Origin of the sequence: Rhizobium sp. RU36D (genome assembly GCF_900176345.1) — a bacterium.
GTDB lineage: Bacteria > Pseudomonadota > Alphaproteobacteria > Rhizobiales > Rhizobiaceae > Allorhizobium.
Window position 1 is genome coordinate 283,613 of sequence record NZ_FWXU01000005.1, and the last position, 25,774, is coordinate 309,386.

21 protein-coding genes and 1 pseudogene are annotated in these 25,774 nt (G+C 62.2%); 10 read left to right on the forward strand and 12 right to left on the reverse strand.

Annotation, left to right across the window (positions count from 1 at the left end; genetic code table 11):
- Positions 1-133 precede the first annotated feature (133 nt).
- The 4 genes and pseudogenes from B9A97_RS08955 to paoC all read left to right on the forward strand — a co-directional run bounded on the left by B9A97_RS08955 (position 134) and on the right by paoC (position 4,730).
- On the forward strand, positions 134-889 hold the full coding sequence (locus B9A97_RS08955; protein ID WP_084364907.1) for an SDR family oxidoreductase: 756 nt from the start codon (positions 134-136) through the stop codon (positions 887-889).
- An 82-nt stretch (positions 890-971) separates the two neighbouring features.
- Positions 972-1,581: pseudogene (gene paoA, locus B9A97_RS08960) on the forward strand (aldehyde dehydrogenase iron-sulfur subunit PaoA).
- Positions 1,578-2,528 carry an FAD binding domain-containing protein gene (locus B9A97_RS08965; RefSeq protein ID WP_084364909.1) on the forward strand — a complete coding sequence of 317 codons (951 nt, stop codon included), beginning with the start codon at positions 1,578-1,580 and terminating at the stop codon, positions 2,526-2,528. The pseudogene paoA and the gene B9A97_RS08965 overlap by 4 nt, the downstream one beginning before the upstream one ends.
- Positions 2,529-2,531: 3 nt before the next feature.
- Positions 2,532-4,730 (forward strand): aldehyde oxidoreductase molybdenum-binding subunit PaoC, encoded by a 2,199-nt coding sequence (gene paoC, locus B9A97_RS08970; RefSeq protein ID WP_084364911.1) that lies wholly within the window; start codon positions 2,532-2,534, stop codon positions 4,728-4,730.
- A 97-nt stretch (positions 4,731-4,827) separates the two neighbouring features.
- On the opposite strand, the gene B9A97_RS08975 is transcribed toward paoC, so the two are convergent.
- Positions 4,828-5,232 carry a PRC-barrel domain-containing protein gene (locus B9A97_RS08975; protein WP_084364912.1) on the reverse strand — a complete coding sequence of 135 codons (405 nt, stop codon included), beginning with the start codon at positions 5,230-5,232 and terminating at the stop codon, positions 4,828-4,830.
- A gap of 316 nt (positions 5,233-5,548) precedes the next feature.
- Between B9A97_RS08975 and B9A97_RS08980 the strand changes: the two genes are divergently transcribed.
- Positions 5,549-5,941, forward strand: a complete 393-nt coding sequence (locus B9A97_RS08980) for a group III truncated hemoglobin (RefSeq protein WP_244564163.1) — start codon at positions 5,549-5,551, stop codon at positions 5,939-5,941.
- 32 nt (positions 5,942-5,973) lie between these two features.
- Here the strand turns inward: B9A97_RS08980 and B9A97_RS08985 are convergent, their stop codons facing one another.
- From B9A97_RS08985 to B9A97_RS09000, 4 genes are all read right to left on the reverse strand, one after another.
- The gene (locus B9A97_RS08985; protein WP_084364917.1) at positions 5,974-6,996 is read right to left on the reverse strand and encodes an LLM class flavin-dependent oxidoreductase; all 1,023 of its coding nucleotides are present in this window, start codon (positions 6,994-6,996) and stop codon (positions 5,974-5,976) included.
- A gap of 127 nt (positions 6,997-7,123) precedes the next feature.
- Positions 7,124-10,330 (reverse strand): efflux RND transporter permease subunit, encoded by a 3,207-nt coding sequence (locus tag B9A97_RS08990; protein ID WP_084364919.1) that lies wholly within the window; start codon positions 10,328-10,330, stop codon positions 7,124-7,126.
- Between the two features lie 292 nt (positions 10,331-10,622).
- The gene (locus B9A97_RS08995) at positions 10,623-11,816 is read right to left on the reverse strand and encodes an efflux RND transporter periplasmic adaptor subunit (protein ID WP_084364920.1); all 1,194 of its coding nucleotides are present in this window, start codon (positions 11,814-11,816) and stop codon (positions 10,623-10,625) included.
- 56 nt (positions 11,817-11,872) lie between these two features.
- Positions 11,873-12,670, reverse strand: a complete 798-nt coding sequence (locus tag B9A97_RS09000; protein ID WP_084364922.1) for an alpha/beta hydrolase fold domain-containing protein — start codon at positions 12,668-12,670, stop codon at positions 11,873-11,875.
- A 155-nt stretch (positions 12,671-12,825) separates the two neighbouring features.
- On the opposite strand from B9A97_RS09000, the gene B9A97_RS09005 reads away from it, so the two are divergent.
- A complete protein-coding gene (locus B9A97_RS09005) occupies positions 12,826-13,782 on the forward strand; it encodes a LysR family transcriptional regulator (protein WP_084364924.1) in 957 nt (318 codons plus the stop codon).
- A gap of 18 nt (positions 13,783-13,800) precedes the next feature.
- Here the strand turns inward: B9A97_RS09005 and B9A97_RS09010 are convergent, their stop codons facing one another.
- The 6 genes from B9A97_RS09010 to B9A97_RS09035 all read right to left on the reverse strand — a co-directional run bounded on the left by B9A97_RS09010 (position 13,801) and on the right by B9A97_RS09035 (position 21,089).
- Entirely contained in the window at positions 13,801-15,090 is a 1,290-nt protein-coding gene (locus tag B9A97_RS09010) for an amidohydrolase family protein (RefSeq protein ID WP_084364926.1), read from the reverse strand.
- A 97-nt stretch (positions 15,091-15,187) separates the two neighbouring features.
- Entirely contained in the window at positions 15,188-16,132 is a 945-nt protein-coding gene (locus tag B9A97_RS09015) for an ABC transporter permease (protein WP_084364928.1), read from the reverse strand.
- Positions 16,129-17,178, reverse strand: coding sequence for an ABC transporter permease (locus B9A97_RS09020; protein WP_084364930.1), 1,050 nt, complete (start codon positions 17,176-17,178; stop codon positions 16,129-16,131). The genes B9A97_RS09015 and B9A97_RS09020 overlap by 4 nt, the downstream gene beginning before the upstream one ends.
- The gene (locus B9A97_RS09025) at positions 17,168-18,694 is read right to left on the reverse strand and encodes an ABC transporter ATP-binding protein (protein ID WP_084364932.1); all 1,527 of its coding nucleotides are present in this window, start codon (positions 18,692-18,694) and stop codon (positions 17,168-17,170) included. Before B9A97_RS09025 ends, B9A97_RS09020 begins: the two co-directional genes overlap by 11 nt.
- A complete protein-coding gene (locus tag B9A97_RS09030; protein ID WP_084364933.1) occupies positions 18,691-20,094 on the reverse strand; it encodes an amidase in 1,404 nt (467 codons plus the stop codon). Before B9A97_RS09030 ends, B9A97_RS09025 begins: the two co-directional genes overlap by 4 nt.
- 11 nt (positions 20,095-20,105) lie before the next feature.
- Positions 20,106-21,089: a BMP family protein gene (locus tag B9A97_RS09035; protein WP_084364935.1), complete on the reverse strand. Its 984-nt coding sequence runs from the start codon at positions 21,087-21,089 to the stop codon at positions 20,106-20,108.
- Positions 21,090-21,576: 487 nt separating this feature from the next.
- Between B9A97_RS09035 and B9A97_RS09040 the strand changes: the two genes are divergently transcribed.
- The 3 genes from B9A97_RS09040 (at position 21,577) to B9A97_RS09050 (ending at position 23,568) form a co-directional block, all read left to right on the forward strand.
- Positions 21,577-22,005, forward strand: coding sequence for a hypothetical protein (locus B9A97_RS09040; RefSeq protein WP_143530375.1), 429 nt, complete (start codon positions 21,577-21,579; stop codon positions 22,003-22,005).
- Between the two features lie 143 nt (positions 22,006-22,148).
- Positions 22,149-22,424 (forward strand): metal-sensing transcriptional repressor, encoded by a 276-nt coding sequence (locus tag B9A97_RS09045; protein WP_084364939.1) that lies wholly within the window; start codon positions 22,149-22,151, stop codon positions 22,422-22,424.
- Between the two features lie 10 nt (positions 22,425-22,434).
- The gene (locus tag B9A97_RS09050; protein ID WP_084364941.1) at positions 22,435-23,568 is read left to right on the forward strand and encodes a nickel/cobalt efflux transporter; all 1,134 of its coding nucleotides are present in this window, start codon (positions 22,435-22,437) and stop codon (positions 23,566-23,568) included.
- Positions 23,569-23,588: 20 nt separating this feature from the next.
- Here B9A97_RS09050 and B9A97_RS09055 read toward each other — a convergent pair whose 3' ends face one another.
- Positions 23,589-24,356: an IclR family transcriptional regulator gene (locus tag B9A97_RS09055; RefSeq protein WP_084364943.1), complete on the reverse strand. Its 768-nt coding sequence runs from the start codon at positions 24,354-24,356 to the stop codon at positions 23,589-23,591.
- 116 nt (positions 24,357-24,472) lie between these two features.
- Here B9A97_RS09055 and B9A97_RS09060 point away from each other — a divergent pair.
- Positions 24,473-25,774: ABC transporter substrate-binding protein (locus tag B9A97_RS09060; protein WP_084364945.1), on the forward strand; the 1,302-nt coding region annotated here is incomplete at its 3' end.

A 25,774-nucleotide genomic window follows, 5' to 3' on the forward strand; every position in this document is an offset into this window, starting at 1 on the left:
GAAGGCATCATGGTGTCGTGCTGATAGGGGTGCACCCCGGCTGCTGATGCGCTATTGCGGGAATGGACGAGGATTCGAGGAGGCGGTTTCAAAATGACATCGTCGTTCTTCCCGCAAGCATCAGGAGGCATTCATGAGCATCCAACTCTTCGACTTGAGCGGCAAGCGTGCGCTCGTCACCGGCTCGTCGCAGGGCATAGGCTTTGCTCTGGCCAAAGGTTTGGCGGCCGCTGGTGCCGAGGTCATCCTGAACGGTCGCGACGAAGCCAAGCTTCAGGCCGCCCGCCGCGAGATTGGCGCCGGCTATTCCCTCGCTTTCGATGCCACGGATCATGAGGCCGTCAGAACGGCGGTCGACCGTTTCGAAGACGAGACGGGCGCCATCGATATTCTCGTAAACAATGCCGGCATGCAGCATCGCGCGCCGCTGGAAGATTTCCCGGCCGATGCCTTCGAGCGCCTGCTGAAGACCAATATCTCCACCGTTTTCAATGTCGGCCAGGCGGTCGCCCGCCATATGATCAAGCGCGGTGCCGGAAAGATCATCAATATCGCCAGCGTCCAGACGGCGCTTGCGCGGCCGGGTATAGCGCCCTACACCGCTACGAAGGGCGCCGTCGGAAACCTGACAAAGGGCATGGCGACGGATTGGGCGAAATATGGACTGCAATGCAACGCCATTGCGCCCGGCTATTTCGATACGCCCCTGAATGCCGCGCTCGTCGCCGATCCGGCCTTCTCCACCTGGCTGGAAAAACGCACGCCGGCAGGCCGCTGGGGACAGGTGGAAGAACTGGTGGGCGCCTGCATCTTCCTATCCTCGGATGCCTCGTCCTTCGTCAATGGCCACGTGCTTTATGTGGACGGCGGCATCATGGCGTCGCTGTGATCGGTTTCGGCTTAAACCACGCTCCGTCGGCGCGGCGCAGCCTCAGGTATGGAGGTCGAGCCTTCATTCGGACAATAGGCAGTTGGAACTTTCTATCCGGGGCCTACTTGTTAGAACGGCCGTGACTGTCTTAGTGCGGCGAGGCAGCGTCAGCACCGATACGGGGAGACACAGTGACAAGTTCGACCAATCTAACCTTGACTGTCAACGGGGAGGCGCGATCGCTCTCCGTCGACAATAGAACCACGCTTCTGGATGCGCTGCGCGAGCATCTGCACCTCACCGGCACGAAGAAGGGCTGCGATCATGGGCAATGCGGGGCTTGCACCATCATGGTCAATGGTCGGCGGATCAACTCTTGCCTGACGCTGGCTGTTATGCATGAGGGCGATGACATCACCACGATCGAGGGCCTTGGAGAACCCGGGAACCTGCATCCCATGCAGGCTGCCTTTGTGAAGCATGACGGTTTTCAATGCGGCTATTGCACACCGGGCCAGATCTGTTCCTCCATTGCCGTGCTTGAGGAAATCAAGGCTGATATTCCAAGCCACGTGACCGGTGATCTGATGTCTCCTGCGGCGGTTACGCCAGAGGAAATACGCGAACGCATGAGTGGCAATCTCTGTCGTTGCGGCGCCTATTCCAACATCATCGATGCCATCACCGATGTTGCGGGAGTTCGGGCATGAGAGAGTTCACCTATGAACGGGCCACTTCCGTCGAGCAGGCAGCAGCGACGGCAGCAGCAAACCCCGGCGCCAAATTCATCGCCGGCGGTACCAACCTGCTGGACCTGATGAAGCTTGAGATCGAAACGCCGACCCACCTCATTGATGTCAACGGGCTTGGCCTGGATACTATTGATGCAACGGCAGATGGTGGCCTCCGGATCGACGCAATGGTGCGTAACACCGATCTCGCAGCACATGAGACGGTGCGCCGCGACTATGCGCTGCTGACGCGCGCGCTGGTCTCCGGCGCCTCGGGTCAGCTGCGAAACAAGGCGACGACGGCAGGCAACCTGCTGCAGCGCACGCGCTGTCCTTACTTCTATGATCCTAACCAGCCCTGCAACAAGCGCCAGCCGGGCAGCGGCTGTTCCGCCATTGGCGGCTTCACCCGCCAACTCGCCATCGTCGGCACCAGCGAGGCCTGTATCGCGACGCATCCGAGCGACATGGCCGTGGCGCTGCGAGCCCTTGATGCGGTAGTCGAGACGGTGAAGGGCGACGGTAGCACCCGTAGCATCCCGATTGCCGACTTTCATTGCCTTCCCGGCGAGACGCCGCATATCGAAACCGTCCTGGAACAGGGCGAGTTCATCACATCGGTTGTGCTGCCGCCGCCTGTGGGCGGACGACAGATCTACCGCAAGGTTCGTGACCGCGCTTCCTATGCTTTTGCGATCGTCTCGGTCGGCGCGGTGATTCTGCCCGACGGCACCGGGAAAATCGCCGTCGGCGGTGTCGCGCACAAGCCGTGGCGGCTTGAGGCGGCCGACCAGGAGCTGTCGCGCGGTGCGCGGGCCGTATCGGCAGCACTTCTGGCCGATGCCCGGCCCACGGAGCAGAACCGTTTCAAGATCGATCTCGTGGAGCGGACGCTTGGTGCGGTGCTTTTGGAAGCAAGGGGTTGAGACATGAAGTTTGATACACCAGCGACCACCAACCCGATCGACCAGATGAAGGTCGTCGGTCAGCCCATCCATCGCGTCGATGGCGAACTGAAAACCACAGGCCGGGCGAAATATGCCTATGAATGGCATGATCAGAGCCTCAACTATGCCTATGGCTATCCGGTGGGATCGGCCATCGCCAAGGGCCACGTCGTTGCTATCGACACGTCGGCGGCGCTAGCGGCGCCTGGCGTGCTTGATGTCGTCACCACGCTTGACGTGGGCGACCTCAAGAAGGGCAAGTTCAACACCGCCAAGCTCTTCGGCGGCAGCGAGATCCAGCACTATCACCAGGCGATTGCGGTCGTCGTGGCCGAGACCTTCGAGCAGGCGCGCAGCGCGGCGGCCCTGGTGAAGGCGGACTATGCCGCCACACCGGGAACCTATGATCTGGCCGCCGAAATCGGCAATGCAGAAAAGCCCGACGAATCCACCGAGCCGGATACCGCGGTCGGCGATTTTGCGTCCGCCTTCGCCGCTGCTCCGGTGACTGTGGACGAGCGATACCACACGCCGGACCAATCCCATGCGATGATGGAACCCCATGCCTCGATCGCTGCCTGGAAAGGCGACGAACTGACGGTATGGACCTCCAGCCAGATGATCGACTGGTGGCGCAGCGACCTTGCACGGACACTGGGGATCGACAAGGACAAGGTGCATCTGATGTCGCCCTTCATTGGCGGCGGCTTTGGCGGCAAGCTGTTCCTGAGGGCCGATGCGGTTTTGGCAGCGTTCGGTGCTAAGGCTGCCGGGCGACCGGTGAAGGTCGCATTGCCCCGGCCTTTCATGATGAACAACACCACCCACCGGCCGGCAACGATCCAGCGCATTCGCATCGGTGCCGAGCGTGATGGTCGTATCACCGCCATTGGTCACGAAAGCTGGTCCGGCGATCTGCCCGGCGGCGGTCCCGAGACCGCTGTCATGCAGACACGGCTGCTCTATGCAGGCGCCAATCGCATGACGGCCATGCGCCTTGCCACGCTGGATCTGCCCGAGGGCAACGCCATGCGGGCTCCCGGCGAGGCGCCCGGCCTGATGGCGCTTGAAATCGCTATCGATGAGATCGCCGAGAAGCTCGGCATGGACCCGATCCAATTCCGCATCGTCAATGACACGGATGTCGATCCCGAACATCCCGAGCGACCTTTCTCGCAGCGCGACCTCGTCGGTTGCCTGGAACGGGGAGCGGAACGCTTCGGCTGGGACCGACGCCAGCCTCCGGGAATGCGTCGCGAGGGAAACTGGCTTATCGGCCTTGGCGTCGCCGCTGCCTTCCGCAACAACTTGGTCGAGCCATCAGGTGCGCGGGTTCGCCTTGCGCAGGATGGGACAATCACGGTCGAGACGGACATGACCGATATCGGCACGGGCAGCTACACCATCATCGCCCAGACAGCGGCGGAGATGATGGGTGTCGCGGTCGACAAGGTCTCGGTGCAACTCGGGGATTCGCGCTTTCCGGTCTCGTCAGGTTCCGGCGGGCAGTTCGGCGCGAATTCCGCAACTTCAGGCGTCTATGCGGCCTGCGTGAAGTTGCGGGAGGCCGTTGCAGCCCGGCTTGGCTTCAATTCCTCGGATATCGTGTTTGAAAATGGCCAGGTTCGATCCGGAAACCGCGCGGTTCCGCTGGCCGAGGCGGCCGGCGCGGAGGGCTTGGTCGGCGAAGACCAGATGGAATGGGGCGACCTGACGAAAACCCACCAGCAATCCACCTTCGGCGCTCATTTCGTCGAAGTGGGCGTGGATGTCGCGACGGGCGAAACGCGGATCCGGCGCATGCTGGCCGTTTGCGCTGCGGGCCGTATCCTCAATCCGATCACCGCCCGCAGCCAGGTCATCGGCGCCATGACCATGGGCGCCGGCGGCGCCCTGTCGGAAGAACTGGCCGTCGATATCCGCCACGGATTTTTCGTCAATCATGACCTGGCCGGATACGAAGTCCCTGTTCATGCCGATATACCCCATCAGGAGGTCATCTTCCTTGATGAGGCAGATCCGTATTCATCGCCGATGAAGGCGAAGGGCGTGGGTGAACTAGGGCTGTGCGGCGTATCAGCGGCCATTGCCAACGCCATTTACAATGCAACCGGCGTCAGGGTTCGGCATTATCCGATCACGATGGACAAGCTGCTGAAGGGCCTGCCAGAACTCGCATGAGTATAGAATGCGGCGGTGATCGCACCGCCGCATCAGACCTTCGCCAAACATAAAAAAAGGGCCCCAAACTGGGACCCTTCTTCTGGATTGGGATGTTCTACATCCAGTATGGCGGCACGCCGTAATAGTCGTAGACCCGACGGCCATTGTCCTTGGACCAATAGGCGTCGTCGTCCTCGTAGCGAGGCGCTTTCTCGACCATTTCCTTGGTCACGTCGGTGCGATAGCCGACGAGGTTTTCGTCATAAGTCAGCTTTGCCCAGGGCAGCGGATAGTGATCATGTCCGATACCCAGGAAGCCGCCGAAGCTCATGACCGCATAGGAAACGCGGCCGCTCCGCTTCTCGATGATCAGGCGTTCGATGGAGCCGATATGCTTGCCATCGCTGCCATAGACGCGGGTGCCTTCGACCTTGTCGCTGGCGATCAGGTCATGGGTTTCCTTGATGTCCGCATTGCGGGCCGTCGAATTGCCAAACGTTGCGGTGTCTTGATAGGCCATGTTCAATCTCCTCTCGTTGTAGGATATGAAAACAACGCCCCGGACTTGGGATAGTTCCTGACGATTGGCCTGATGGCCCCGGGCGGCCAATCGCCTGGGAATGACAGCGACGCTCCGGCTGCGGCCAATTGCGCCTCGCCAGCAGGATCAGCCGGTTCTATAAGGTCAGGGCAACCGCTAACCCGCCCCTGTCTATGTTGGCACGCAAAGGTCATGCAAGCTTGGGTATGGAGAAAGAGCGATGAAGGGGCGGCCTGCTCCGAACAGAAGCATTGTCATTGACGGCAAGCCGCTGCCAGACGTCTTGGACGAGCCGATGATACACGCTGTCGTCCATGGCTTTTACGATCAGATCCGGCGCGATCCTCTGCTCGGCCCGGTTTTCAATGGAGCGATAGCTCCGGATGCCTGGCCCGTGCATCTGGCCCGCATGTGCGACTTCTGGTCATCGACCCTGCTCAGGACCGATCGCTATCACGGCAAGCCGCTTCCGCCGCATCTCGCCTTGCCGGACCTGGGGGAAGAGCATTTCCGGCGCTGGCTTTCGCTGTTTCAGGAGACGGTGGAACGCCTATGCCCCGCTGATGTCGCCGCGGTTTTCATGGATAGGGGCCTGCGGATTGCCCATTCCTTCCGTCTCGCCCGCGCCTTTCATCATGGCGAGGACTCGACACAGATAGCGCCGATCACCCGTCAGGATCTCGATTAGGCGCGGACTGCCGGAGCCCACTTGCGTTGTGATCAGCGCCAGCCGAGCGCCGGGGCGACATGGGTCAGGATCGCCTCGATCACATGAGCGTTGTAGTCCACGCCGAGCTGGTTTGGCACCGTGAGGAGCAGCGTATCGGCCTCGGCAATCGCCTCGTCCTTGGACAGTTGTTCCACCAGTTTGTCGGGTTCGGCGGCATAGGAGCGGCCAAAAACCGCCCGCGTCTTCTCGTCGATGAAGCCGATGGAATCCTGATCTTTGCCTGACTGGCCGAAATAGGCGCGGTCCATGTCGTTCACCAAGGCGAAGATGCTGCGGCTGACAGAGACGCGCGGCTCACGCGTGTGGCCGGCCTCCTTCCAGGCCTGACGATAGGCACGGATCTGCTTGGCCTGCTGGATGTGTAGCGGCTCGCCGGTCTCGTCGTCCTTGAGAGTGGAGCTTTGCAGGTTCATGCCGAGCTTTGCCGCCCAGGCAGCGGTGGCGTTGGAGCTTGCACCCCACCAGATGCGTTCCCGCAGGCCTTCCGAATGAGGTTCCAGCCGCAGCAGGCCCGGCGGGTTGGGGAACATCGGCCGGGGATTGGGACGGGCGAAACCCTCGCCCTTGAGCACTTCGAGGAAGACTTCGGTATGGCGCCGGGCCATGTCCGCATCGCTTTCGCCTTCCGAGGGCGCATAGCCGAAATGCCGCCAGCCCTCGATCACCTGTTCCGGCGAGCCGCGGCTGATGCCGAGCTGCAACCGTCCCTTGGAAATCAGGTCGGCGGACCCGGCATCTTCCGCCATATAGAGCGGGTTTTCATAGCGCATGTCGATCACGGCGGTGCCGATCTCGATCCGCTTGGTGCGAGCGCCGACCGCGGCGAGCAGCGGGAATGGCGAGGCGAGCTGGCGGGCAAAATGGTGAACGCGGAAATAGGCGCCGTCAGCACCGAGTTCTTCAGCGGCGACGGCAAGCTCAATCGACTGCAGCAGCGTATCGGAGGCCGAGCGCGTCTGCGACTGGGGCGATGGTGTCCAGTGCCCGAAGGAGAGAAAGCCGATTTTCTTCATGTCACCACCGATGCGCAGGCTCAAAACTGCAGCGTTATGTCTTGATCTTTGGCGGGATATAGTCGTTGGCGCCGACAATATAAAGACTTGGACCGGGGGCGGGATGAACCGCCCCCGGCAAGATGGCTTATTCGGCGGCCAGCGGGTGCGCCTCTTCCACCGTGTTCTGGCTATTGGCCGGTTGGCGATCATGCTGCACCAGTGGCCGGTTGCCGGTCAGCTTGCGCACCAGCACGTAGAAGACCGGCGTCATGAAGATGCCGAAGAAGGTCACGCCGATCATGCCGGAGAAGACGGCGATGCCCATGGCCGAGCGCATTTCCGCACCCGCGCCCGTGGAGATCACCAGCGGCACGACGCCCATGATGAAGGCCATCGACGTCATCAGGATCGGACGCAGGCGCAGGCGGCTCGCCTCGATTGCGGCCTTCACCGGTGTGCGGCCCTCGAATTCCAGCTCGCGGGCAAATTCCACGATCAGGATTGCGTTCTTCGCCGATAGCCCCACCAGCACCACCAACCCGATCTGGGTGAAGATGTTGTTGTCGCCCCCGGTCAGCCAGACGCCCGTGAGCGCCGCCAGCACGCCCATCGGCACGATCATAATGATCGCGATCGGCAGCGTCAGGCTTTCATATTGCGCCGCCAGCACGAGGAAGACCAGCAGCAGGGCGAGCGGGAAGACCACGATACTGGAATTGCCGGCCAGGATCTGCTGGTAGGTCAGGTCGGTCCATTCGAAGTCGATGCCGGCGGGAAGCGTCTCGGCGGCGATCCGCTCGATCGCTGCCTGGGCCTGGCCCGAGGAGTAGCCCGGCGCCGGACCACCATTGATGTCGGCCGCCAGGAAGCCGTTGTAGCGGGTCGTGCGTTCCGGGCCGGTCGTGGCGTCCACCTTCAGCAAGGCCGCAAGCGGGATCATCTGGCCCGTGTGCGAGCGAACCTTCAACTGGCCGATATCCTCCGCCTTGGCGCGGAACTTGGCATCGGCCTGCACCCGGACACTGTAGGTGCGGCCGAAAGCATTGAAGTCGTTGACATAGAGCGAACCCAGATAGATCTGCAGCGTCTCGAACACGTCCGAGACCGAGACGCCGAGCTGTTCGGCCTTTGCCCGGTCGAGATCGGCATAAAGCTGCGGCACGTTGATCTGGAAGCTCGAGAAGATGCCGGCCAGTTCCGGTGTCTGATAGGCCTTGGCGATGAAAGCCTTGGTCGTCTCATCCAGGACCTGGTTGCCGAAGCCTGCGCGATCCTCGATCTGCAGCTTGAAGCCGCCGGTGGAGCCGAGACCGTTGACCGGCGGCGGCGGGAACATGGCGATGAAGGCATCCTGGATGCCGGCATATTTCTGATTCAGCGCCATGGCGATGGCACCGCCCGAAAGCTCCGGCGACTTGCGTTCCTCGAAATCATCCAGCACGGCGAAGACGATGCCGGCGTTCGAACCGATGGTAAAGCCGTTGATCGACAGGCCGGGGAAGGCCAGCGCGTTCTTCACACCCGGCTGGGCGAGAGCAATGTCGCTCATCTTCTTGATGACCTCTTCCGTGCGGTCGAGCGTTGCGCCATCGGGCAACTGTGCAAAGCCGATCAGGTATTGCTTGTCCTGCGCCGGCACGAAGCCGCCCGGCACGGCATTGAACATGCTGTAGGTCGCGCCAACCAGGGCGAGATAGATGATCATGACCAGGCTCTTGCGCGAGACAAGCCCGCTCACGCTGCGGCCATAGCCATTTGAGGCCGCACCGAACATCCGGTTGAAACCGCGGAAGAACCAGCCGAGGATGAAATCCATGCCCCGCGTCAGCCAGTCCTTCTTGGCATGGTGATCCTTGAGCAGAAGCGCTGCGAGTGCCGGGGACAGGGTCAGCGAGTTGATGGCCGAGATGACGGTGGAGATGGCAATCGTCAGCGCGAACTGGCGGTAGAACTGACCCGAGAGCCCGGTGATGAAGGCGAGCGGCACGAAGACCGCGACCAGTACCAGGGCAATGGCGATGATCGGGCCGGAAACCTCCCGCATCGCCTTGTATGTGGCCTCTCGAGGCGTGAGCCCGTTCTCGATGTTGCGCTCGACGTTTTCGACAACGACGATGGCGTCATCGACCACAATGCCGATGGCCAGCACCAGGCCGAACAGCGTCAGCGCGTTGATAGAGAAGCCGAAGGCATACATGACAGCGAAGGTGCCGATGATCGACACGGGCACGGCGATCAGCGGGATGATCGAGGCACGCCAGGTCTGCAGGAAGATGATGACGACGATGACAACAAGCGCGATGGCTTCGAGCAGCGTATCGACCACCTTGTCGATCGAGGAGCGCACGAATTCCGTGGTGTCATAGACGATCTCGTAACCAATGCCCTCGGGCATGGCGTTCTTCAGCTCCGCCATGGTCTCCTGCACCTGGTCGGAGATGGCGATGGCATTCGAACCCGGTGCCTGGAAGACCGGGATGGCGACCGCGGGCTTGCCGTCGAGCAGCGAGCGCAGCGTGTAGTCGGCGGCACCCAGCTCGATGCGGGCAACGTCGCGCAGGCGGGTGATTTCGCCGTTTGCACCGCTCTTCACGATGATATTGCCAAACTCTTCCGGCGTTTGCAGGCGGCCCTGGGCATTGACGTTGAGCTGCAGGTCGACACCTGGCAGGCTTGGAGACGCACCGATCGTGCCGGCGGCGGCCTGGACGTTCTGACCGCGGATGGCATTGGTGATGTCGCTGGCGGCGAGCTGGTGTTCGGCTGCCTTTTGCGGATCGACCCAGACGCGCATGGAATAGTCGCCTGCGCCGAAGACCTGCACCTGGCCCACGCCCTCGATACGCGCCAGCCGGTCCTTGACGTTGAGGGTCGCATAGTTGCGCAGATAGGTCAGATCATAGCGATCGCCAGTCGAGACCAGATGCACGACCATCATCAGGTCGGGCGAGCTCTTGACGGTGGTGAGGCCGAGGGCGCGCACTTCCGCCGGCAGACGCGGTTCTGCCTGGGCGACGCGGTTCTGCACCAATTGCTGGGCCTTGTCCGGATCGGTGCCGAGCTTGAAGGTGACAGTCAGGGTGAGAACGCCGTCCGATGTGGCCTGGCTCGACATGTAGAGCATGTCTTCGACGCCGTTGACCTGCTCTTCGAGCGGCGTCGCCACCGTTTCGGCAATGACGGTCGGGTTGGCGCCGGGATAGACGGCGCGCACGACGATCGATGGCGGCACGACATCGGGATATTCCGAAATCGGCAGGGAGCGAATGCCGATCAGGCCTGCCACCATGATCAGGATCGACAGCACGGCCGCAAAGACCGGTCTGTCGACGAAAAATCTTGATATGTTCATTGCGAAGCCCTCTCCGCATGGTTGTTTTGGAATGACGACGCCCATCCGGCGGCCTTGGAAAGGGCTGCCGGTTGCAGGGTTCAGGTTTATGGAAGGCTCCGGCACGGTCGCCGGGGCTCAAGGAGCGGATGTGTGCCGCCCGTCGGACAGCTTGCCGGGCGGGGAGCCTGCGGAAATTGTGGCGCAGGGACTGTCGGACTGGGGGTCAATGTCGACGGTCAACTTGCGCCCGGCTCCTCGCCCGGCGCCGATGCTCCCGTGGAAGGTATCGGGAGCCCGACGAGGGAAAGTTCTACTGTTGCGCCACCTGGCCTTCGGTCTGTGGCGCCACGACGACCCCGGGACGAACCCGCTGCAGGCCGTTGACAACGATGCGCTCACCGGCGGCAAGACCGCTCTCGACCACCCGCTCGCCTTCGATTGCCGCACCCAGCGCGATCTGACGATACTGGACGGTGTTGGCCTCATCGACCACCAGCACAAATTTCTTGTCCTGGTCGGTGCCGATGGCGCGTTCGCTTACCATCAGCTCATCGGCCGCTTTCGGCTGGCCCATGCGCACCCGGACGAATTGCCCGGGAAGCAGCCTGCCATCCGGATTGTCGAAGACTGCGCGCAGCCGTATCGTGCCGGTCGAGCTGTTCACCTCGTTGTCGATCAACTGCAGCTTGCCCTTGATCGGCGTGCCGTCGTCTGCCAGCGTGCCGATTTCCACGGGAACCCGCTCGATCGCGGGCACGCCGTTTTCGATCGGCAGGTCGGCGAGGATGGTGCCGACAAGCTCTTCGCTGGCATCGAAGCTCGCATAGATCGGGTCTGCCGAAATCAGCGTCGTCAGCGGGGTCGAGGCCGATCCGGCCGCCACGAGGTTGCCGACATTGATTTCGAGCTTGCCGACGCGGCCCGAGATCGGCGCGCGGATCTCGGTATAGTCGAGGTTCAGCTGTGCCGCCTTGAGCTGTGCGTTGGCAGACTGCAAGGCCGCCAAGGCTTCACGGTGGGCGCTTTCGCGCTGCGCCAGGTCGCTTTGCGAAATGGTGTTCCGGGCGGAGAGATTGCGCCCCCGTTCAAGCTCGGTCCAGGCGAGATCGACGCGCGCCTGGGCCGACGCCACCTGCCCCTCGGCGCGGGCGGCCTCGGCGGCATAGGGAGCGGGATCGATGGTCACGAGCAGATCGCCCGCCTTGACCAGTCCGCCCTCACGAAAATGCGTGGATTGTACGGCACCTGCGACCCGCGAGCGGATCTGCACGCGCTCGATTGCCTCCAGCCGGCCGGAAAAGTCCTGCCAGATGGTGACGGTGCGCGGCGCGACAGAGGCCACCGTCACCGGGATTGCCGGTGTCGGCGCCGGGGCGGCGCTCGTCGTTTCGGATGCTGCGTTGGCGCCGCGCGGCAGGTTCGGATACAGCGAGCCCGCTGCGATCAGCGCAGCCGTACCCAGTCCGGTGCCCCACAGGGCCCAGTTCTTGATCTTCGATGTCATTTTGGTCTCCTTACGGCCTGGAAGGCTGGCCGATTTTTGCAGTCCTGTACGTCAAGCTATGAACTCAATTCCTGCACGAAGGCGTTGAATTCGGCGCAAAGTGCCGTTTTCCATGGGCCTTCGCCATGTCTGTAAATGTCTGTCCAGCCGGATCCGGCCGGGTAAATGCGTTTGCGAACTGTCACGCCGGCATCGGCAAGGCGGTCCGCATATCCGAGCGTCTCATCGCGCAGCGGATCGTCCTCTGACGTGACGATCAGCGCTGGCGCCACGCCTGATAGCCTCGAACAGAGGCAAGGTGCGGCATAGGGATGACGAAATCCCGAGGAGGAGCCGAGGTAATGGCTCCAGCCGTCAGACCACCGCTCCCGCATGCCAATGTCGTCCGCCTTGCGAAACGACGTGCTCGACATCATGGGGTCGATCATCGGCGACAGAAGGATCTGCCCGCCAAGCTCGTTCGGCATCAGGTCTCGCGCCTTGAGGGCCACGCCGGCCGCGACATTGCCGCCCGCCTCCTCGCCCATCACCAGCAGCAGCGATTTGCCACTGCCAAACTGCTTGCGCCTGGCATTCAGGCACTGCAGCGCCGTGAACGCGTGTTCCATGGCCTTGGGAAACACGCATTGCGACGTGCTGCCGTAATCGGCTTCCAGAACCACGGCTCCGGCATCTGCCAGAACACGCGCAACTGCCTGCTCCGACGTGCCACGCTCCTCGTTGAGGAAGGCCCCTCCCCGCAGATAGAGCACAAGCGGCGGAGACTTTCCCTTTGCCGTCCCGTCGTAAAGCCGCATCGGTACATGCGTGGTCCGGCAATCGGTAATCGATATGTTTTCCCACGACGCCATCATTGAAAAACCGCGGCTTTGATCCCTAGTAAGCGAGAGACGGCTGCCGTCTTCCTTGCCTTTGATATTATTGTTCTGCTAAAATCATACAAGTCACAGAAATTCGTCATCACTGTTCCAAAATCCGGAACAATGGTGCGGCGCAGCGAGAATGAGCCATGGATCAGCTTTCGGCAATGCGGGCCTTTGTGCGCGTCGTGGAAACGGGAAATTTCACCCGCGCGGCCGCGACCCTCAATATGCCTAAGACGACGGTGACCAATCTGGTCCAGAGCCTGGAGCGGCATCTGCGCACCACGCTCCTCAATCGCACCACGCGGCGCGTGATGGTGACCACGGATGGAGCGCTCTACTACGAGCGCGCGATGCAGATTCTGTCCGAACTCGATGAACTCGACGGCAGCCTGTCCAACTCGCAGACCCAGCCGTCCGGACGGCTGCGGGTCGAGATGGCCGGGGCCTTTGCCGATCTCGTTGTCATTCCCAATATCTGCGACTTCTACCAGCGCTACCCGCAGATCCAGCTCGATATCGGTGTCGGCGACCGCCTGGTCGACTACATCGCCGAAAACGTCGATTGCGCGCTGCGTGGCGGGACCCCGACCGACCTCTCGCTGATATCGAGAAAGGTCGGCGAACTGCCGATGCAGACTTATGCCTCGCCTTTCTACATCGAGAATTTTGGCGCGCCTCGCCATCCCCAGGACCTTGAGGAGACGCATTTCTCCGTTGGCTACCTCAACGCTCAATCCGGCCGGGTGCTGCCGATGGAGTTTCGCAAGGGCGAAGAAGAGATCGAAATCGCCCCCCGCTACATCGTGTCCGTCAATGACAGCCGCACCTATGTCAACGCCGCGCTGTCGGGAATCGGCGTTATCCAGGCGCCGCGCTTCATGGTGCGCGAGGCCGTGGAGCGTGGTGATCTCGTGAAAATCCTGCCGGAATGGGATCGCGACCCCCTGCCGCTCTACGTGGTCTATCCCCAGACACGGCATCTCTCCAACAAGGTCCGGGTGTTCGTGGACTGGCTGGCAAAGCAGATCCAGATGATCACCAGGGAGCCTCCGGTCGAGCTGCCAAAGACAAATAAGACGAAGCACCGGGAGGTGGCGTGAGGCGCTATATCTCTCGTCTCACACCCTCGGGACGTAATCCGCGCCAATGTCGATCTGCTGCGGCCGTTCATCAAGAAAGAGCTGCGAAATGCGCGGCGCTGTCCGCGAAATGACCTTGCCCGCCTTGAGTACCGCAAGCCGGGTCGGTTTCAAGCGCAGCGCCTCGATCACGTCAGCCGCCTGCAGCACCACCAGATCGGCATTGCAGCCGATATCAAGGCCATAGCCTTCCAGGCCCATGGTCTTGGCGCTATTGATGGTCAGCGCATCGAAGATCTTCTTCTTGTCCTCGATCCCGCCCATCTGCGCCACATGGATGGCCATATGGCCGACTTCCAGCATGTCCGCGGAGCCCATCGAATACCAGGGATCCATGGTGCAGTCCTGGCCGAACGAGACGTTCAGCCCCGCCGCCATCAGTTCGCGCACGCGGGTCATGCCGCGGCGCTTCGGATAGGTGTCGTGGCGCCCCTGCAGCATGATGTTGATCAGCGGGTTCGGGATGACGTTGATTTCGGCCTCCGCCATCAGCGGGATGAGCTTGGAGACATAGTAGTTGTCCATGGAATGCATCGAGGTGAGATGCGATCCCGCCACCCGGCCCTGCAGGCCGAAGCGGATGGTCTGCGCCGCAAGCGACTCGATATGGCGCGACATCGGATCGTCGGTCTCGTCGCAATGGATGTCGACCGGCAATCCGCGTTCGGCGGCGATGCGGCACAGCGCCTCCATAGAGCGCGCGCCGTCCTCCATCGTCCGCTCGAAATGCGGAATGCCGCCGACGATGTCGATGCCCATGTCCAGCGCCCGTTCCAGCGATGCGACGCCTTCGGGTGCGCGGTAATAGCCGTCCTGCGGAAAGGCGACGAGTTGCAGGGTGATATAGGGCGCCACCCGCTCACGCACTTCGATCAGGGCTTCGGCGGTAACCAGGCGGGGATCCGATGTGTCGACATGGCTGCGGATGTAGAGCAGCCCCTGGCTCACCGCCATGTCGCAATAGCGTAGGGCGCGATCGACAAGCGCTTCCTTCGTCAGCAGCGGGCGCAACTCGCCCCAGAGCGCGATGCCTTCCAGCAGCGTACCTGAGACATTCATGCGTGGCATGCCCAGCGACAGGGTCGCGTCCATGTGGAAATGCGGATCGCAGAAGGGCGGGCTGACAAGGCGACCGGTCGCATCGAGTTCTTCGCCGGATGCGGCGGGAAGCGTCTTCTCGATGGCGGTGATCTTGCAACCTGATATGCCGATGTCGAAGCCCTGGCGACCGTCTGGAAGGTTGGCGTTGCGGATGATGAGATCGAACATAGGATCCTCGTGATATCGGTTTTTAGCGCTCGCCGCGCAGTTTCTTGTTGTCGCATGTCCGGACGGAAAACCGGTATCCGCTTTTCCTGGACATGCTCTAGCGCTCGCCGCGCCTGTAGGGTTGCATCAGAGCCTGCGGCACGCGGGCGCGACGCGCCATCACGGCCAGTGCCGCGATCGACAGGATGTAGGGTATCATCAGGAAGAGCTGATAGGGAACGACGCCGCTCAGAACAGTCTGGAGCCGGAGCTGGAAGCCGTCGAAGAAGGCAAACAGCAGGGCGCCGAGCAGCGCCCGGCCAGGACGCCAGGAGGCGAAGACCACGAGCGCGATACAGATCCAGCCGCGCCCCTGGACCATCGTCGGAAAGAAGCTGTTGAAGGCCGAGAGTGTCAGGAAGGCGCCCGCCATGCCCATCAGCGCGCTGCCGGCGATCACGGCACCGTATCGGATGATCATCGGGTTGATGCCCTGCGCTTCCGCCGCATGGGGGTTTTCTCCGGTCACCCTGATAGCGAGACCGAGCGGCGAGCGGAAGATGATGTAACCCAGCAGGACGGCCATGATGATGGCGAGATAGGTCGGTGGCGTCTGGGTGAAGAAGGCTGGCCCGATGAATGGCAGATCGCTGAGCCCTGGGATATCGATCGGCGCGAAGGGCTCGATCGTCGGCGGCGTGCCCGCCACCGGCACCAGCAGCCGGAACACATAATAGCTGAAGCTTGAGGCAAACAGCGTGACACCCAGCCCCGAGACGTGCTGCGACAGGCCGAGCGTGACCGTGAGGCCTGCATGCAGTAGGCCGAAGACGCCGCCCGAAATGGCGGCAATCAACAGGCCGGTCCACAGGTCGGCGCCATTATAGACGCTGAGCCAGCCGATCATCGCGCCGAAAGTCATGATGCCTTCGATGCCGAGATTGAGCACGCCAGAGCGCTCGCAGAGCAGCGCACCGAGCGTACCGAGGATCAGCGGTGTGGCAATGCGCAGCACCGCGGCCCACAGGCCGGCTGACGCGAGAATGTCGAACACGGCACTCATCGGCGGATCCTGTATTGCGTGAAGAACAGGGCAATCAGCGTGCTGAGCAGCGACAGCGCCACGGTGACATCGGCGATGTAGGTGGGGATGCCCATGCTGCGGCTCATGCCATCGGCACCGACGAACATGGTGGCGGTAAACAGCGCCGCCAGCACGACGCCGAGCGGGTGGAGATTGGCCAGCATGGCGACGACGATGCCGGAATAGCCATAGCCCGGCGACAAGGTCGTCGTGACATAGCCCTGCACGCCCATGACCTCGACGGCGCCTGCAAGTCCGGCCAGTCCGCCCGAGATGCAGGCGACCTTGACCAAGGTGGCACCCAGCGGCACGCCGGCGAATGTGGCACCCGCCGGGTTGAGGCCGGCCGCGCGAGACTGCATGCCGAACACGGTGCGCGACTGCACCCAATGCAGAATGATGGCCAGCACGATGGCGATGACGATGCCGATATGCAGGCGCGACCGGGCAAGCAGCTTCGGCAGCATGGCATCGTCGGCCACGGACTGGGATTGCGGCCAGCCGAAGGCCATGGGGTCCTTCAGCACGGTGTCGATCAACATCGACACGAACAGCACCGCCACGAAGTTCAGGAGCAGGGTTGTCACGACTTCATCGACCGAGAAGCGCAGCCGCAGCCAAAGCGGGATCAGCAGAAGGACCATGCCGGCGACCGCGCCGATGACCAGCAGCAGCGGTATTTGCACCGCCGAGGGCAAACCGCCGAGCATCTGCGAACTGGCGGCGGCAACGGCGATGGCACCGAGATAGAACTGGCCTTCGGCGCCGATATTCCACAGCCGGGCGCGGAAGGCGACGGCAGCGGCAAGCCCGGTCAGCATCAATGGCGCGGCGCGCGTCAGGGTTTCCGTGGCCGATAGGCGCGAGCCGAAGGCGCCGACGAGGATGCGCCAATAGGCTTCTAACACCGGCGCGCCGGCCATGGCGATCAGCACGCCGGAGATGGCCAGCGCCGCCACGACGGCCAGAAGCGGCGTTGCGACCACCAGGGCCAGCGGGCGATGCTCGCGTCGTTCAAAGCGCATGCGCCACCTCGCTGCCCTGGCCCCAGTCGCCGGCCATCATCAGGCCAAGTTGTCTTGCATCCGCCTGGTCCGCCGAAACCGGAGGCGAAAGCCTGCCATTGACGATGGCCTGGATGCGGTCAGCCAATTGCATGACCTCGTCAAGGTCCTCGGAGATCAGCAGAACCGCCGTGCCCTGCCGGCGCGCTTCAAGAATGCGCTCATGCACGGCGGCCACCGCGCCCTCGTCCAGCCCCCGCGCCGGCTGGGCAGCCAGAAGGATGCGCGGATGTTCGATCAGGTTGCGCCCCAGGATCAGCTTCTGCATATTGCCACCGGAAAGCAGGCGAATGCGGGACGTGGGCTCCCCGCCGCGCACGTCGAAGCCGTCGATAATCTGCCGGGCAAGGCGCAAGCCGGCGGCACGATCGATCAAGCCATGGCGGGAAAACTGCGGCAGGCGCTCCAGAATGGCGTTTTCCCAGATCGCCATTTCGCCGATCACGCCTTCCTTGTTGCGATCCTCGGGGATGCGACCGATGCCGGCCTTGACCACGGTCGCGACATCGAGATCGCCGACCGGGCTGCCGAAGAGCAGCAGATCGCCGGCCGTTCGCTTCGCCGTGCCGGAGAGCAGTTGCGCCAGGGTCGACTGACCGTTTCCGGACACGCCGATGATGCCGAGCACTTCGCCGGCCCTCAGGCGAAAATCGATCTGTTTCAGCCGGTCCACCCCGCCGGACCGTACGGTGACGCCGGCCGCTTCCAGCACGATGTCGCCCGGCGTCGACGCTTCCCGCACCGGCCTTGCCACCCGACGGCCAACCATCAGTTCGGCAAGCTCGGCCTTGTTCGTTTCGCTCTTCAAGCGTTCGGCCACTTTCTTGCCGCCTCGAAGCACGACGATGCGGTCGGCCGCGGCCATGACCTCGTCCAGCTTGTGGGAAATGAAAATCAGCGACAGCCCTTCCCGCGCCATGTCCTTCAGCGTCGAAAACAGTTTCTCGGCCTCCAGGTTGGTCAGGACGGCGGTGGGCTCATCCAGCACCAGTATCCGGGCCTCGTTGTAGAGGGCTTTCAGGATTTCCACCCGTTGCCATTCGCCCACGGACAGGTCAGCGAGGCGCGCATCTGGGTCCACCGTCAAGCCGAAGCGATCGGAGATATCCTTGAGCTTGCGGCGGGCCTTGTCTGTCCCGGAGCGAAGCTGCCACAGGCTTTCCGTGCCGGTCATGACATTTTCCAGCACCGTCAGGTTTGGCGCCAGCGAGAAATGCTGATGCACCATGCCGATGCCGGCGCGGATGGCCGCTCGGGGTTTTCCGGGCGGCAATTCCTGACCGTCGATCAGCACACGGCCCGAATCCGGGACATAATGGCCGAACAGGATGCTCATCAGGGTCGTCTTTCCGGCCCCGTTTTCCCCAAGCATCGCGACAACCTCGCCCTTGGCGAGGGTCATGGAGATCTGGTCATTGGCGAGGTTGCTGCCGAAACGCTTGCTGACGCCGGAAATTTCAAGAACTGGTGCGGTCATGTGGAGAGCCCCGCCACGGGAAAGCGATGGTGCCAACGGTCCTCTTTTTCCAGCCGGCTTGCAAGCGACAGCAGCAAGAGGTCATCGCCCATCGGCGCCATGATCTGCACCGGCAGCGGCAGGCCGCGTGCGTCTGCGCCAAAGGGCAAGGTTATGGCCGGAAAACCGGTGATGTTCGCGAGCGATGCCAGCGGCGCAAAGGCGGCCATCCGGGCAATCTGCAAATCGGTGTCGTCATGATCGAATGGAAAGGAGCCGAGCGGCAAGGGCGGACCGGAGAGCATCGGTGTCACCAGGCAATCGACGTCCTGGAAAATCTCCCATATCGCACGGCCGGCGTGAACTCCGGCATCCAGCGTTGCCCAGAGCGATTGGGCACTCATGGCCTTGCCGCGGCGGATGAAGGCCTGGGTGAGGGGTTCCGCCCTGTCGGCGTCAAGATTTGCGTCGTCAACAAAGTTTGCCAGGTTGACCGCGATGATATCGGCCAAGGCGCGACCGCTGGCGGCGACGCTTTTTTCCAGGCGGCCCCAAGAGATCGGCAGGATCGCGTGCCCCTCGGTTTCAAGTGCTTTCGCGGCGGCCTCGACGGCGGCGAAGCGCTCGGAATCAATATCAAAATCCCCGCAATCACTGACAAGCCCGATGCGGAGTGTACCTGCCTTGGCTGTCGTCATCAGCGGGTCGGCGAACGGGCCCTGCGCGTGACCAGCTGCGGCGTGGAACACCGTCGCCAGATCGCGCGCCGACCGGCAGATCGCTAGTTCGCTGGCTATCCCACCGAGGTGGTTGCCAAAGCCCGGGCCGGCGGGCATCACGCCGCGCGTTGCCTTCAGGCCGACAAGTCCGCAGCAGGCGGCGGGAACACGAATGGAGCCCCCTGCATCGGTGGCATGGGCGATGGCGACGATACCGGCCGCGACGGCTGCGGCGGCACCCCCGGAGGACCCGCCAGGTGTCAGTTCTGGGTCAAGCGGATTGCGACAGATGGGGCCCGCCGCCGGTTCGCTCGACAGCGACAAGCCCATCTCCGGAACGGTCGTCAATCCGAAGAAGCATAGGCCGGTTGATCGCAGTCGTGCCGCGAGATCGGAATCGGACTGCGCGTTCAGGCGATCCAGCATACCGGAGCCGGCCGCAACCGGCAGGCCTGAAAATGGACCTCCGAGATCCTTGGCAAGGCTCGGCACGCCGGCGAAAGGCATGGTGTTGGTGTCTGACGCAGCCAGGCGTTCATCCATGCCGCGCGCGGCCTTCAGACCCAGGTCAGGATCGAGATGCGCGATGGCACCGAGACCGGCATGGCGCTCCGCCTGATCGAGCGATGCCTGCACCGCCTCCACGGCACTGAGGCGACCGTTTCTGATCGCCTCAGCCAACGACGTTGCGTCGTGTTGCATCGTCGCGCCGGTTACTTCGGCTCGTCCATGATCTTTGGAACCTCGAAGGTGCCGGCCTTGATTTCAGCGCGCTTGGCCTCCATCGCGGCTTCCGCATCGGCCGGGGCTACACCCTTGACGAAGACGATGTCGCTGCCGCCTTCTTTCATCAGGCCGTAAGCCGTGTAGTCGCGGCCCGTGGGCTTGCCGGCTGCCACATCCGCCAGGGCGGCATTCAGGATCGGGCGGAAATTCCACAAGGCATTGGCGAAAACGGTTTCCGGGTAGCGCGGCGTATAGTCGATCAGCGAGCCCACGGACTTGATGCCGCGCTCCTTGGCGGCGTCGGCGGTGCCGATGCGCTCACCAAACAGAATGTCGGCGCCTGCGTCGATCTGGGCAAGGCCAGCCTCGCGCGCCTTCGGCGGATCGAAGAATGTGCCGATAAAGGTGACCAGATGCTTGGCGTCGGGATTGACCGCCTTCACGCCCTGGGCAAAGGCGTTGATCAGCATGTTGACCTCCGGGATCGGCATCGCGCCGACGGAGCCCACGACATTGGACTTGGTCATCTTGCCCGCGAGCATACCGGCGAGGTAAGCGCCGTCGAAATTCCACGTGCCGAACACGCCGAAATTGTCGCCGGCTTCCTTGCCGCTGGAGCCCATGACAAAGGCTGTTTCCGGATAGTCGGCGGCAACCTCGCGCGCCTGCTTTTCAACCGGAAAAGTCTCGCCGATGATCAGCTTGGCGCCCTGCTCGGCATATTCCCGCATGGCGCGGGGGTAGTCCGTGCCCGACACGCCTTCGGAGAAGACATATTCGATGGCGCCTTCAGCGGCAGCTTCCTGCAGCGCCTTGTGCAGCACCGAGTTCCAGGCATTCTCCACGGGGGAGCCGTGAATGCCGGCAACCTTGATCGCGGCTGCGCGGGCGAAGGGGGCAAAGGCTGCTGCCCCGAGAGCAAGGCCGGACGCGAGAACGGTGCGCCGGTTCATCATGAATTTGGCAGTCATTATCGAGTTCCCCTTTTTTTACCAACTGGTTCAGATTGTTATTGGGTGCTCAAAAATGTGTCAAGCGGCGCCTCTGGCCAATAAATCGGCAGCGAGCGACCTAAAGCGGTGGAAAACCATGCTTCTATTGCGCTGGACCCTCGCTGAGGCAGAAGAAATTTCCGCTTACGATCCTATCACGGAAAATTTGTTCGCAGCAAATCTTGAATAGCGCGCCATCGCAGATTACCTACCGCTTTGCCGAAAATGTTGCCCGGTTGGTACTCCGGGCGCTGTCTCCACGACAGTCGAAGTCTTCAGGACTCCAGGTGCTGTTTCAACCACCCGGTTGGATGGATGGCGCTTGGGATTTTGATGGCTGCGCTGCTTTCCGGCCGAGACACAAGGGAAGTTGACGATGAGTTTTGGTCAGGCCTGCATCTGGCACCTAAGTCCCCCCAGGGACGATGAAGAGCGGAGCGAGCCACAGCCAGCGTCACCCTCATTGGTGGCATCTCCTCAAGTCGGAAAAGACAGGGGCGGGATCGGCCCCGTTGCGGAAGACAACACGTTTTCCGAGCGACTTGATCTTCTGTCGCAGGAACTGGAACGGCGGATGTCGGCCGACAAGATCATCTCCGGTCGCTTCGCCAGGGCCTATGTTGATCTCATCCTGTCGGAGCGTCACGGCGGCGGCTTGGGTATCGCCCAGGCGCAGTCCTTCACGATGATGCGGGAACCACGATTATACGCGCTCTGGTCGGACTGGCTGATGCAGTGCCTGGCCCGGCATCTTGAGACCCGGCACGAGCCCCAGTTGAGCATGATCCATCACGCCGCCGTTGGCCTTTGGCTGGCGGTGTTCATGGCGGATGCGGCAAGTGTCACCAACGAGGTGGAGTTGCGACACCGCATGCTGCGTCTGCTGCCTTGGTGATCCAGGCAACGTTCTCGCTTGTAGCCTGAATTCTCTCCCGCAATCTGTCTGCCGAGGCCATTCCTCGGCATTTTCTCACTCGAAAACCGGAATGGCACTCTCGGTTGTTTACAGATCCCCTCCAGGAGGATAGGATATTGCCTATGGAACCACATCGACACGAAACGCATCCTGATATCGTCAAGCGGCTGAAACGCGCCGAAGGCCACCTCAAGAGCGTGATCTCCATGATCGAAGAGGGCCGCCCCTGCCTTGACATCGCACAACAACTTCATGCGGTAGAGAAGGCGATCACCAATGCCAAACGGACACTGATCCAGGATCATCTGGATCACTGTCTTGAGCATACGGTTGGCGCGCTCGCGCTGGATCAGCGCCAGCAGATCGACGAGTTCAAGACGATCGCTAGATATCTCTGAGGATTTCGCCATGCCAGAATTTGCCGAGTTGATCCGCCAGGGCTCGGCGCATGCCTGGCTCTTCATACCGAGTGCCATCCTGCTGGGCGCCTTGCACGGGCTGGAACCCGGCCACTCGAAGACCCTGATGGCCGCTTTCATTGTCGCGATCAGAGGTACTGTGGGGCAGGCCTTTCTCCTGGGCCTGGCGGCGACCCTGTCCCACACGGCCGTTGTCTGGGGCATCGCCTTTGTCGGAATGCATCTGTGGCGCGGCATGGATACGGCGACGCTGGAGCCATATTTCCAGTTGCTGTCCGCCGTCATCATCATCGCCATGGCCTGCTGGATGCTGTGGCAAACACGGCGTGACCAGCAGCGTGCCATGGCTGCGGATGGTGATGACCACCACCACCATCATGATCACGGTAACCGCCGCATTGTTGATACCGGCCACGGCGTGGTGTCGGTAGAAATCTGGGAGCATGAGGGCGCGGCACCGGTCTGGCGATTGCGCCAGGAGCGCGGCCATCACTGGCAGGCCAGTGAGGTCACCATCACGACGGAGCGGCCAGACGGCTCGACCGAACGCTTTGTGTTTGCGGATCGTGGCGCATATCTGGAGTCGACCACGGCGATTCCGGAACCGCACGCCTTCATGGCCCGCCTAAGCCTTGGCCATGGCGGTCATAGCCATGACTACGACCTTTCCTATGTGGAAGGTCACGGCCACGATCACCTGCATGAGCATCAACATGGACTTGAGGTGGCCACCGACGGCTATCAGGATGCGCACGAAATGGCGCATGCCAACGACATCAGGCGTCGGTTTTCGGATGGCAATGTCACGAACTGGCAGATTGCGCTATTCGGCCTGACCGGTGGCCTCATCCCCTGCCCGGCTGCGATCACCGTGTTGCTGCTGTGCCTGCAGTTGAAGGAGATCACGCTCGGTTTCACGCTTGTCCTGTGCTTCTCGATCGGTCTCGCCATCACCTTGGTCACGGTCGGCACGCTTGCCGCGCTCAGCGTGCGGCACGCGCGTTCCCGCTGGACATGGTTCAACGGGCTTGCCCGCCGGGCGCCCAATGTTTCCGGCCTGCTGATCATCGTGGTCGGGATCTATATCGGCATCCACGGATGGACGGCTTTGGCTTCCGTCTGACACGTCAGTTTGGCAAGACTTCAGAAACTCGGGTTGCGCAACAGCGCGCAACAGGCGCTGAGCTTTGCCGCGGTCTCCATGGTGGCCGCGACATAGTCCTTTTCGAGCCGGTCGATTTCCGGCAGGGGAACAACGAGGCAAACGACACCGAGGCAACGCCCATCGCGATTTCGGACCGGTGCCGTGACGCAGGCGACATAGGGATCGACCAGCCCGCGCGTGATCCAGTAGCCTTGCTGCCGGGCACTTGCGGCTTCGGCATGCAGCAATTCGGGCGATGAGGCGGAGCCTGTCGGGATGACGAAATCGGCTGCGGGTATCGAACGCCGCAGCGTCTCCACATCGTAGCTTTCCAAGAGAAATCGTGCTGCTGCCGTGCTGGGCAGCGGAAAAAGTGATCCCTCAGCAGCCGCCCTGTAGATATGGCCGCGCCCCGAGCGGGATAATAAGATCAACTGCTTCCAGTCCTGCAGGACATCGAGTTCGACCACCTCGCCGGTTGCGACAGCCAGGTCGCCGATGATCTCCCTGGCCTGGCGGGCGAGCGGGGCGCTGCGATCATAGGCAAGGCCGAGAAGCCCGCAGCGGCGGCCGGGGAGGATCAGGCCTTCGGAGCCTACCTGATCGACAAAGCCACGCTCCAGCAGGATGTCGATGATCCCATAGACCGTCGATCGCGGCGCTCCCAGCGCGGCGGCGATTGCATTCCGCGTCAGCGGTTGCTGCTGCACCATGATCAGGTCCAGCACATCCAGAAGTCGATCCGTCCCCCGCGCCCTGATGTTCATCTTGCTCCCCAGATGTTGACAGTCGTTAAATTATAAACTTAAACTATCCTTATAACGATCATATGTCCGCTACAAGAGACATAAAACAGACCATTGTCTATAAAAGGGAACAGATCATGCGCGTATCAGCCCACATCCATAATTCCATGCTGCGCAAGCTTGCGACCGCTACCTTGCTGGCCGGCCTCCTGCCCATAACGGCAGCCTGGGCGGCCGACCTCAACCTCGCCTACAGTTCGTCGGCGACGTCGATGGACCCGCATTTCCATAATGCCAGCCAGAACATCGCGGTTGCCCGCAACATGTTCGAGACCCTCACCCAGATGGATGCGGACAGCCGCATCGTGCCCGGGCTTGCCAAGTCCTGGACCAAGGTCGACGACACCACCTGGGAGTTCAAGCTGCAGGCCGCCAAGTTCCAGGACGGCAGCGATCTGACCGTAGAGGATGTTGCCTGGTCCCTGCAGCGCCCCAACACGATCCAGAACAGCCCGTCGAGCTTCGCGATCTATACGCGTGCCATCGTCAAGACGGAGATTGTTGACCCGCAGACGATCCGGCTGATTACGGCAAAGCCCTATCCGCTGCTGCCGGCCGACCTCACCTCGGTCTTCATCGTCAGCAAGAAGGCCAGCGAAGGCATCACCAGCGACAAGTTCGCAACGCCGGAACACATGGTCGGCACCGGCCCCTACAAGTTTGTCAGCTACACGCCCGACGACCGCGTTGTCATGAGCAAGTTCGATGGCTATTGGGGCGGCAAGCCGGATTGGGACAATGTCACCATCCGCTTCATGCCGAATGACGGCAGCCGCATGACCGCGCTGCTCTCCGGCGACGTCAATGCGATCGAAAACGTGCCGACGCCCGATATCGAGAAGGTCAAGGCCAATCCCGATCTCGTCTATGGCGCAAAGAAAACCCATCGCATGATCTTCCTGTTCCTGGACAGCGGCCGCGAAACCTCGCCGGGCGTCAGCGCTGCCGATGGTTCGGCCATCGCCAAAAACCCACTGCAGGATGTGCGTGTGCGCCGTGCCATCAACATGGCCATCGACCGCAAGGCGATCAGCGAGCGGTTGATGATGGGCCTTGCCTATCCCACGAACAACATGGCGACCGACCAGATGATGGGCTTCGATCCCGCGCTGGAAAACGTGCCCTTTGATCAGGAGGCCGCCAAGAAGCTGTTGGCCGAAGCTGGCTATCCCGATGGCTTCCGCCTGGTGCTCGGCACGCCGAACAACCGTCTTTTGAACGACGAGCGGGTGGCCCAGGCCATCGCCCAGATGCTCACCCGCATCGGCATCCGCACGGAAGTGGACGCCGTTCCGTTCTCCGCCATTAACACCAAGGGCAACAAGGGCGAGTTCTCTGCCGTGATGATGGGCTGGGGCGTGCAGACCGCGGAAGCCTCC

Excerpts from the sequence above, each read along its gene's own strand:
- B9A97_RS08995 (WP_084364920.1), bottom strand. The coding sequence starts at position 11,816 with ATGACATCGAAGATCAAGAACTGGGCCCTGTGGGGCACCGGACTGGGT.
- B9A97_RS08980 (WP_244564163.1), top strand. The coding sequence starts at position 5,549 with ATGATACACGCTGTCGTCCATGGCTTTTACGATCAGATCCGGCGCGAT.
- B9A97_RS09015 (WP_084364928.1), bottom strand. The coding sequence starts at position 16,132 with ATGAGTGCCGTGTTCGACATTCTCGCGTCAGCCGGCCTGTGGGCCGCG.
- B9A97_RS08990 (WP_084364919.1), bottom strand. The coding sequence starts at position 10,330 with ATGAACATATCAAGATTTTTCGTCGACAGACCGGTCTTTGCGGCCGTG.
- B9A97_RS09020 (WP_084364930.1), bottom strand. The coding sequence starts at position 17,178 with ATGCGCTTTGAACGACGCGAGCATCGCCCGCTGGCCCTGGTGGTCGCA.
- B9A97_RS08985 (WP_084364917.1), bottom strand. The coding sequence starts at position 6,996 with ATGAAGAAAATCGGCTTTCTCTCCTTCGGGCACTGGACACCATCGCCC.
- B9A97_RS09050 (WP_084364941.1), top strand. The coding sequence starts at position 22,435 with ATGCCAGAATTTGCCGAGTTGATCCGCCAGGGCTCGGCGCATGCCTGG.
- B9A97_RS09025 (WP_084364932.1), bottom strand. The coding sequence starts at position 18,694 with ATGACCGCACCAGTTCTTGAAATTTCCGGCGTCAGCAAGCGTTTCGGC.
- B9A97_RS09000 (WP_084364922.1), bottom strand. The coding sequence starts at position 12,670 with ATGATGGCGTCGTGGGAAAACATATCGATTACCGATTGCCGGACCACG.
- B9A97_RS09030 (WP_084364933.1), bottom strand. The coding sequence starts at position 20,094 with ATGCAACACGACGCAACGTCGTTGGCTGAGGCGATCAGAAACGGTCGC.
- B9A97_RS09005 (WP_084364924.1), top strand. The coding sequence starts at position 12,826 with ATGGATCAGCTTTCGGCAATGCGGGCCTTTGTGCGCGTCGTGGAAACG.
- B9A97_RS08975 (WP_084364912.1), bottom strand. The coding sequence starts at position 5,232 with ATGGCCTATCAAGACACCGCAACGTTTGGCAATTCGACGGCCCGCAAT.
- B9A97_RS09055 (WP_084364943.1), bottom strand. The coding sequence starts at position 24,356 with ATGAACATCAGGGCGCGGGGGACGGATCGACTTCTGGATGTGCTGGAC.
- B9A97_RS09010 (WP_084364926.1), bottom strand. The coding sequence starts at position 15,090 with ATGTTCGATCTCATCATCCGCAACGCCAACCTTCCAGACGGTCGCCAG.
- B9A97_RS09035 (WP_084364935.1), bottom strand. The coding sequence starts at position 21,089 with ATGACTGCCAAATTCATGATGAACCGGCGCACCGTTCTCGCGTCCGGC.
- B9A97_RS08965 (WP_084364909.1), top strand. The coding sequence starts at position 1,578 with ATGAGAGAGTTCACCTATGAACGGGCCACTTCCGTCGAGCAGGCAGCA.
- B9A97_RS08955 (WP_084364907.1), top strand. The coding sequence starts at position 134 with ATGAGCATCCAACTCTTCGACTTGAGCGGCAAGCGTGCGCTCGTCACC.
- paoC (WP_084364911.1), top strand. The coding sequence starts at position 2,532 with ATGAAGTTTGATACACCAGCGACCACCAACCCGATCGACCAGATGAAG.
- B9A97_RS09045 (WP_084364939.1), top strand. The coding sequence starts at position 22,149 with ATGGAACCACATCGACACGAAACGCATCCTGATATCGTCAAGCGGCTG.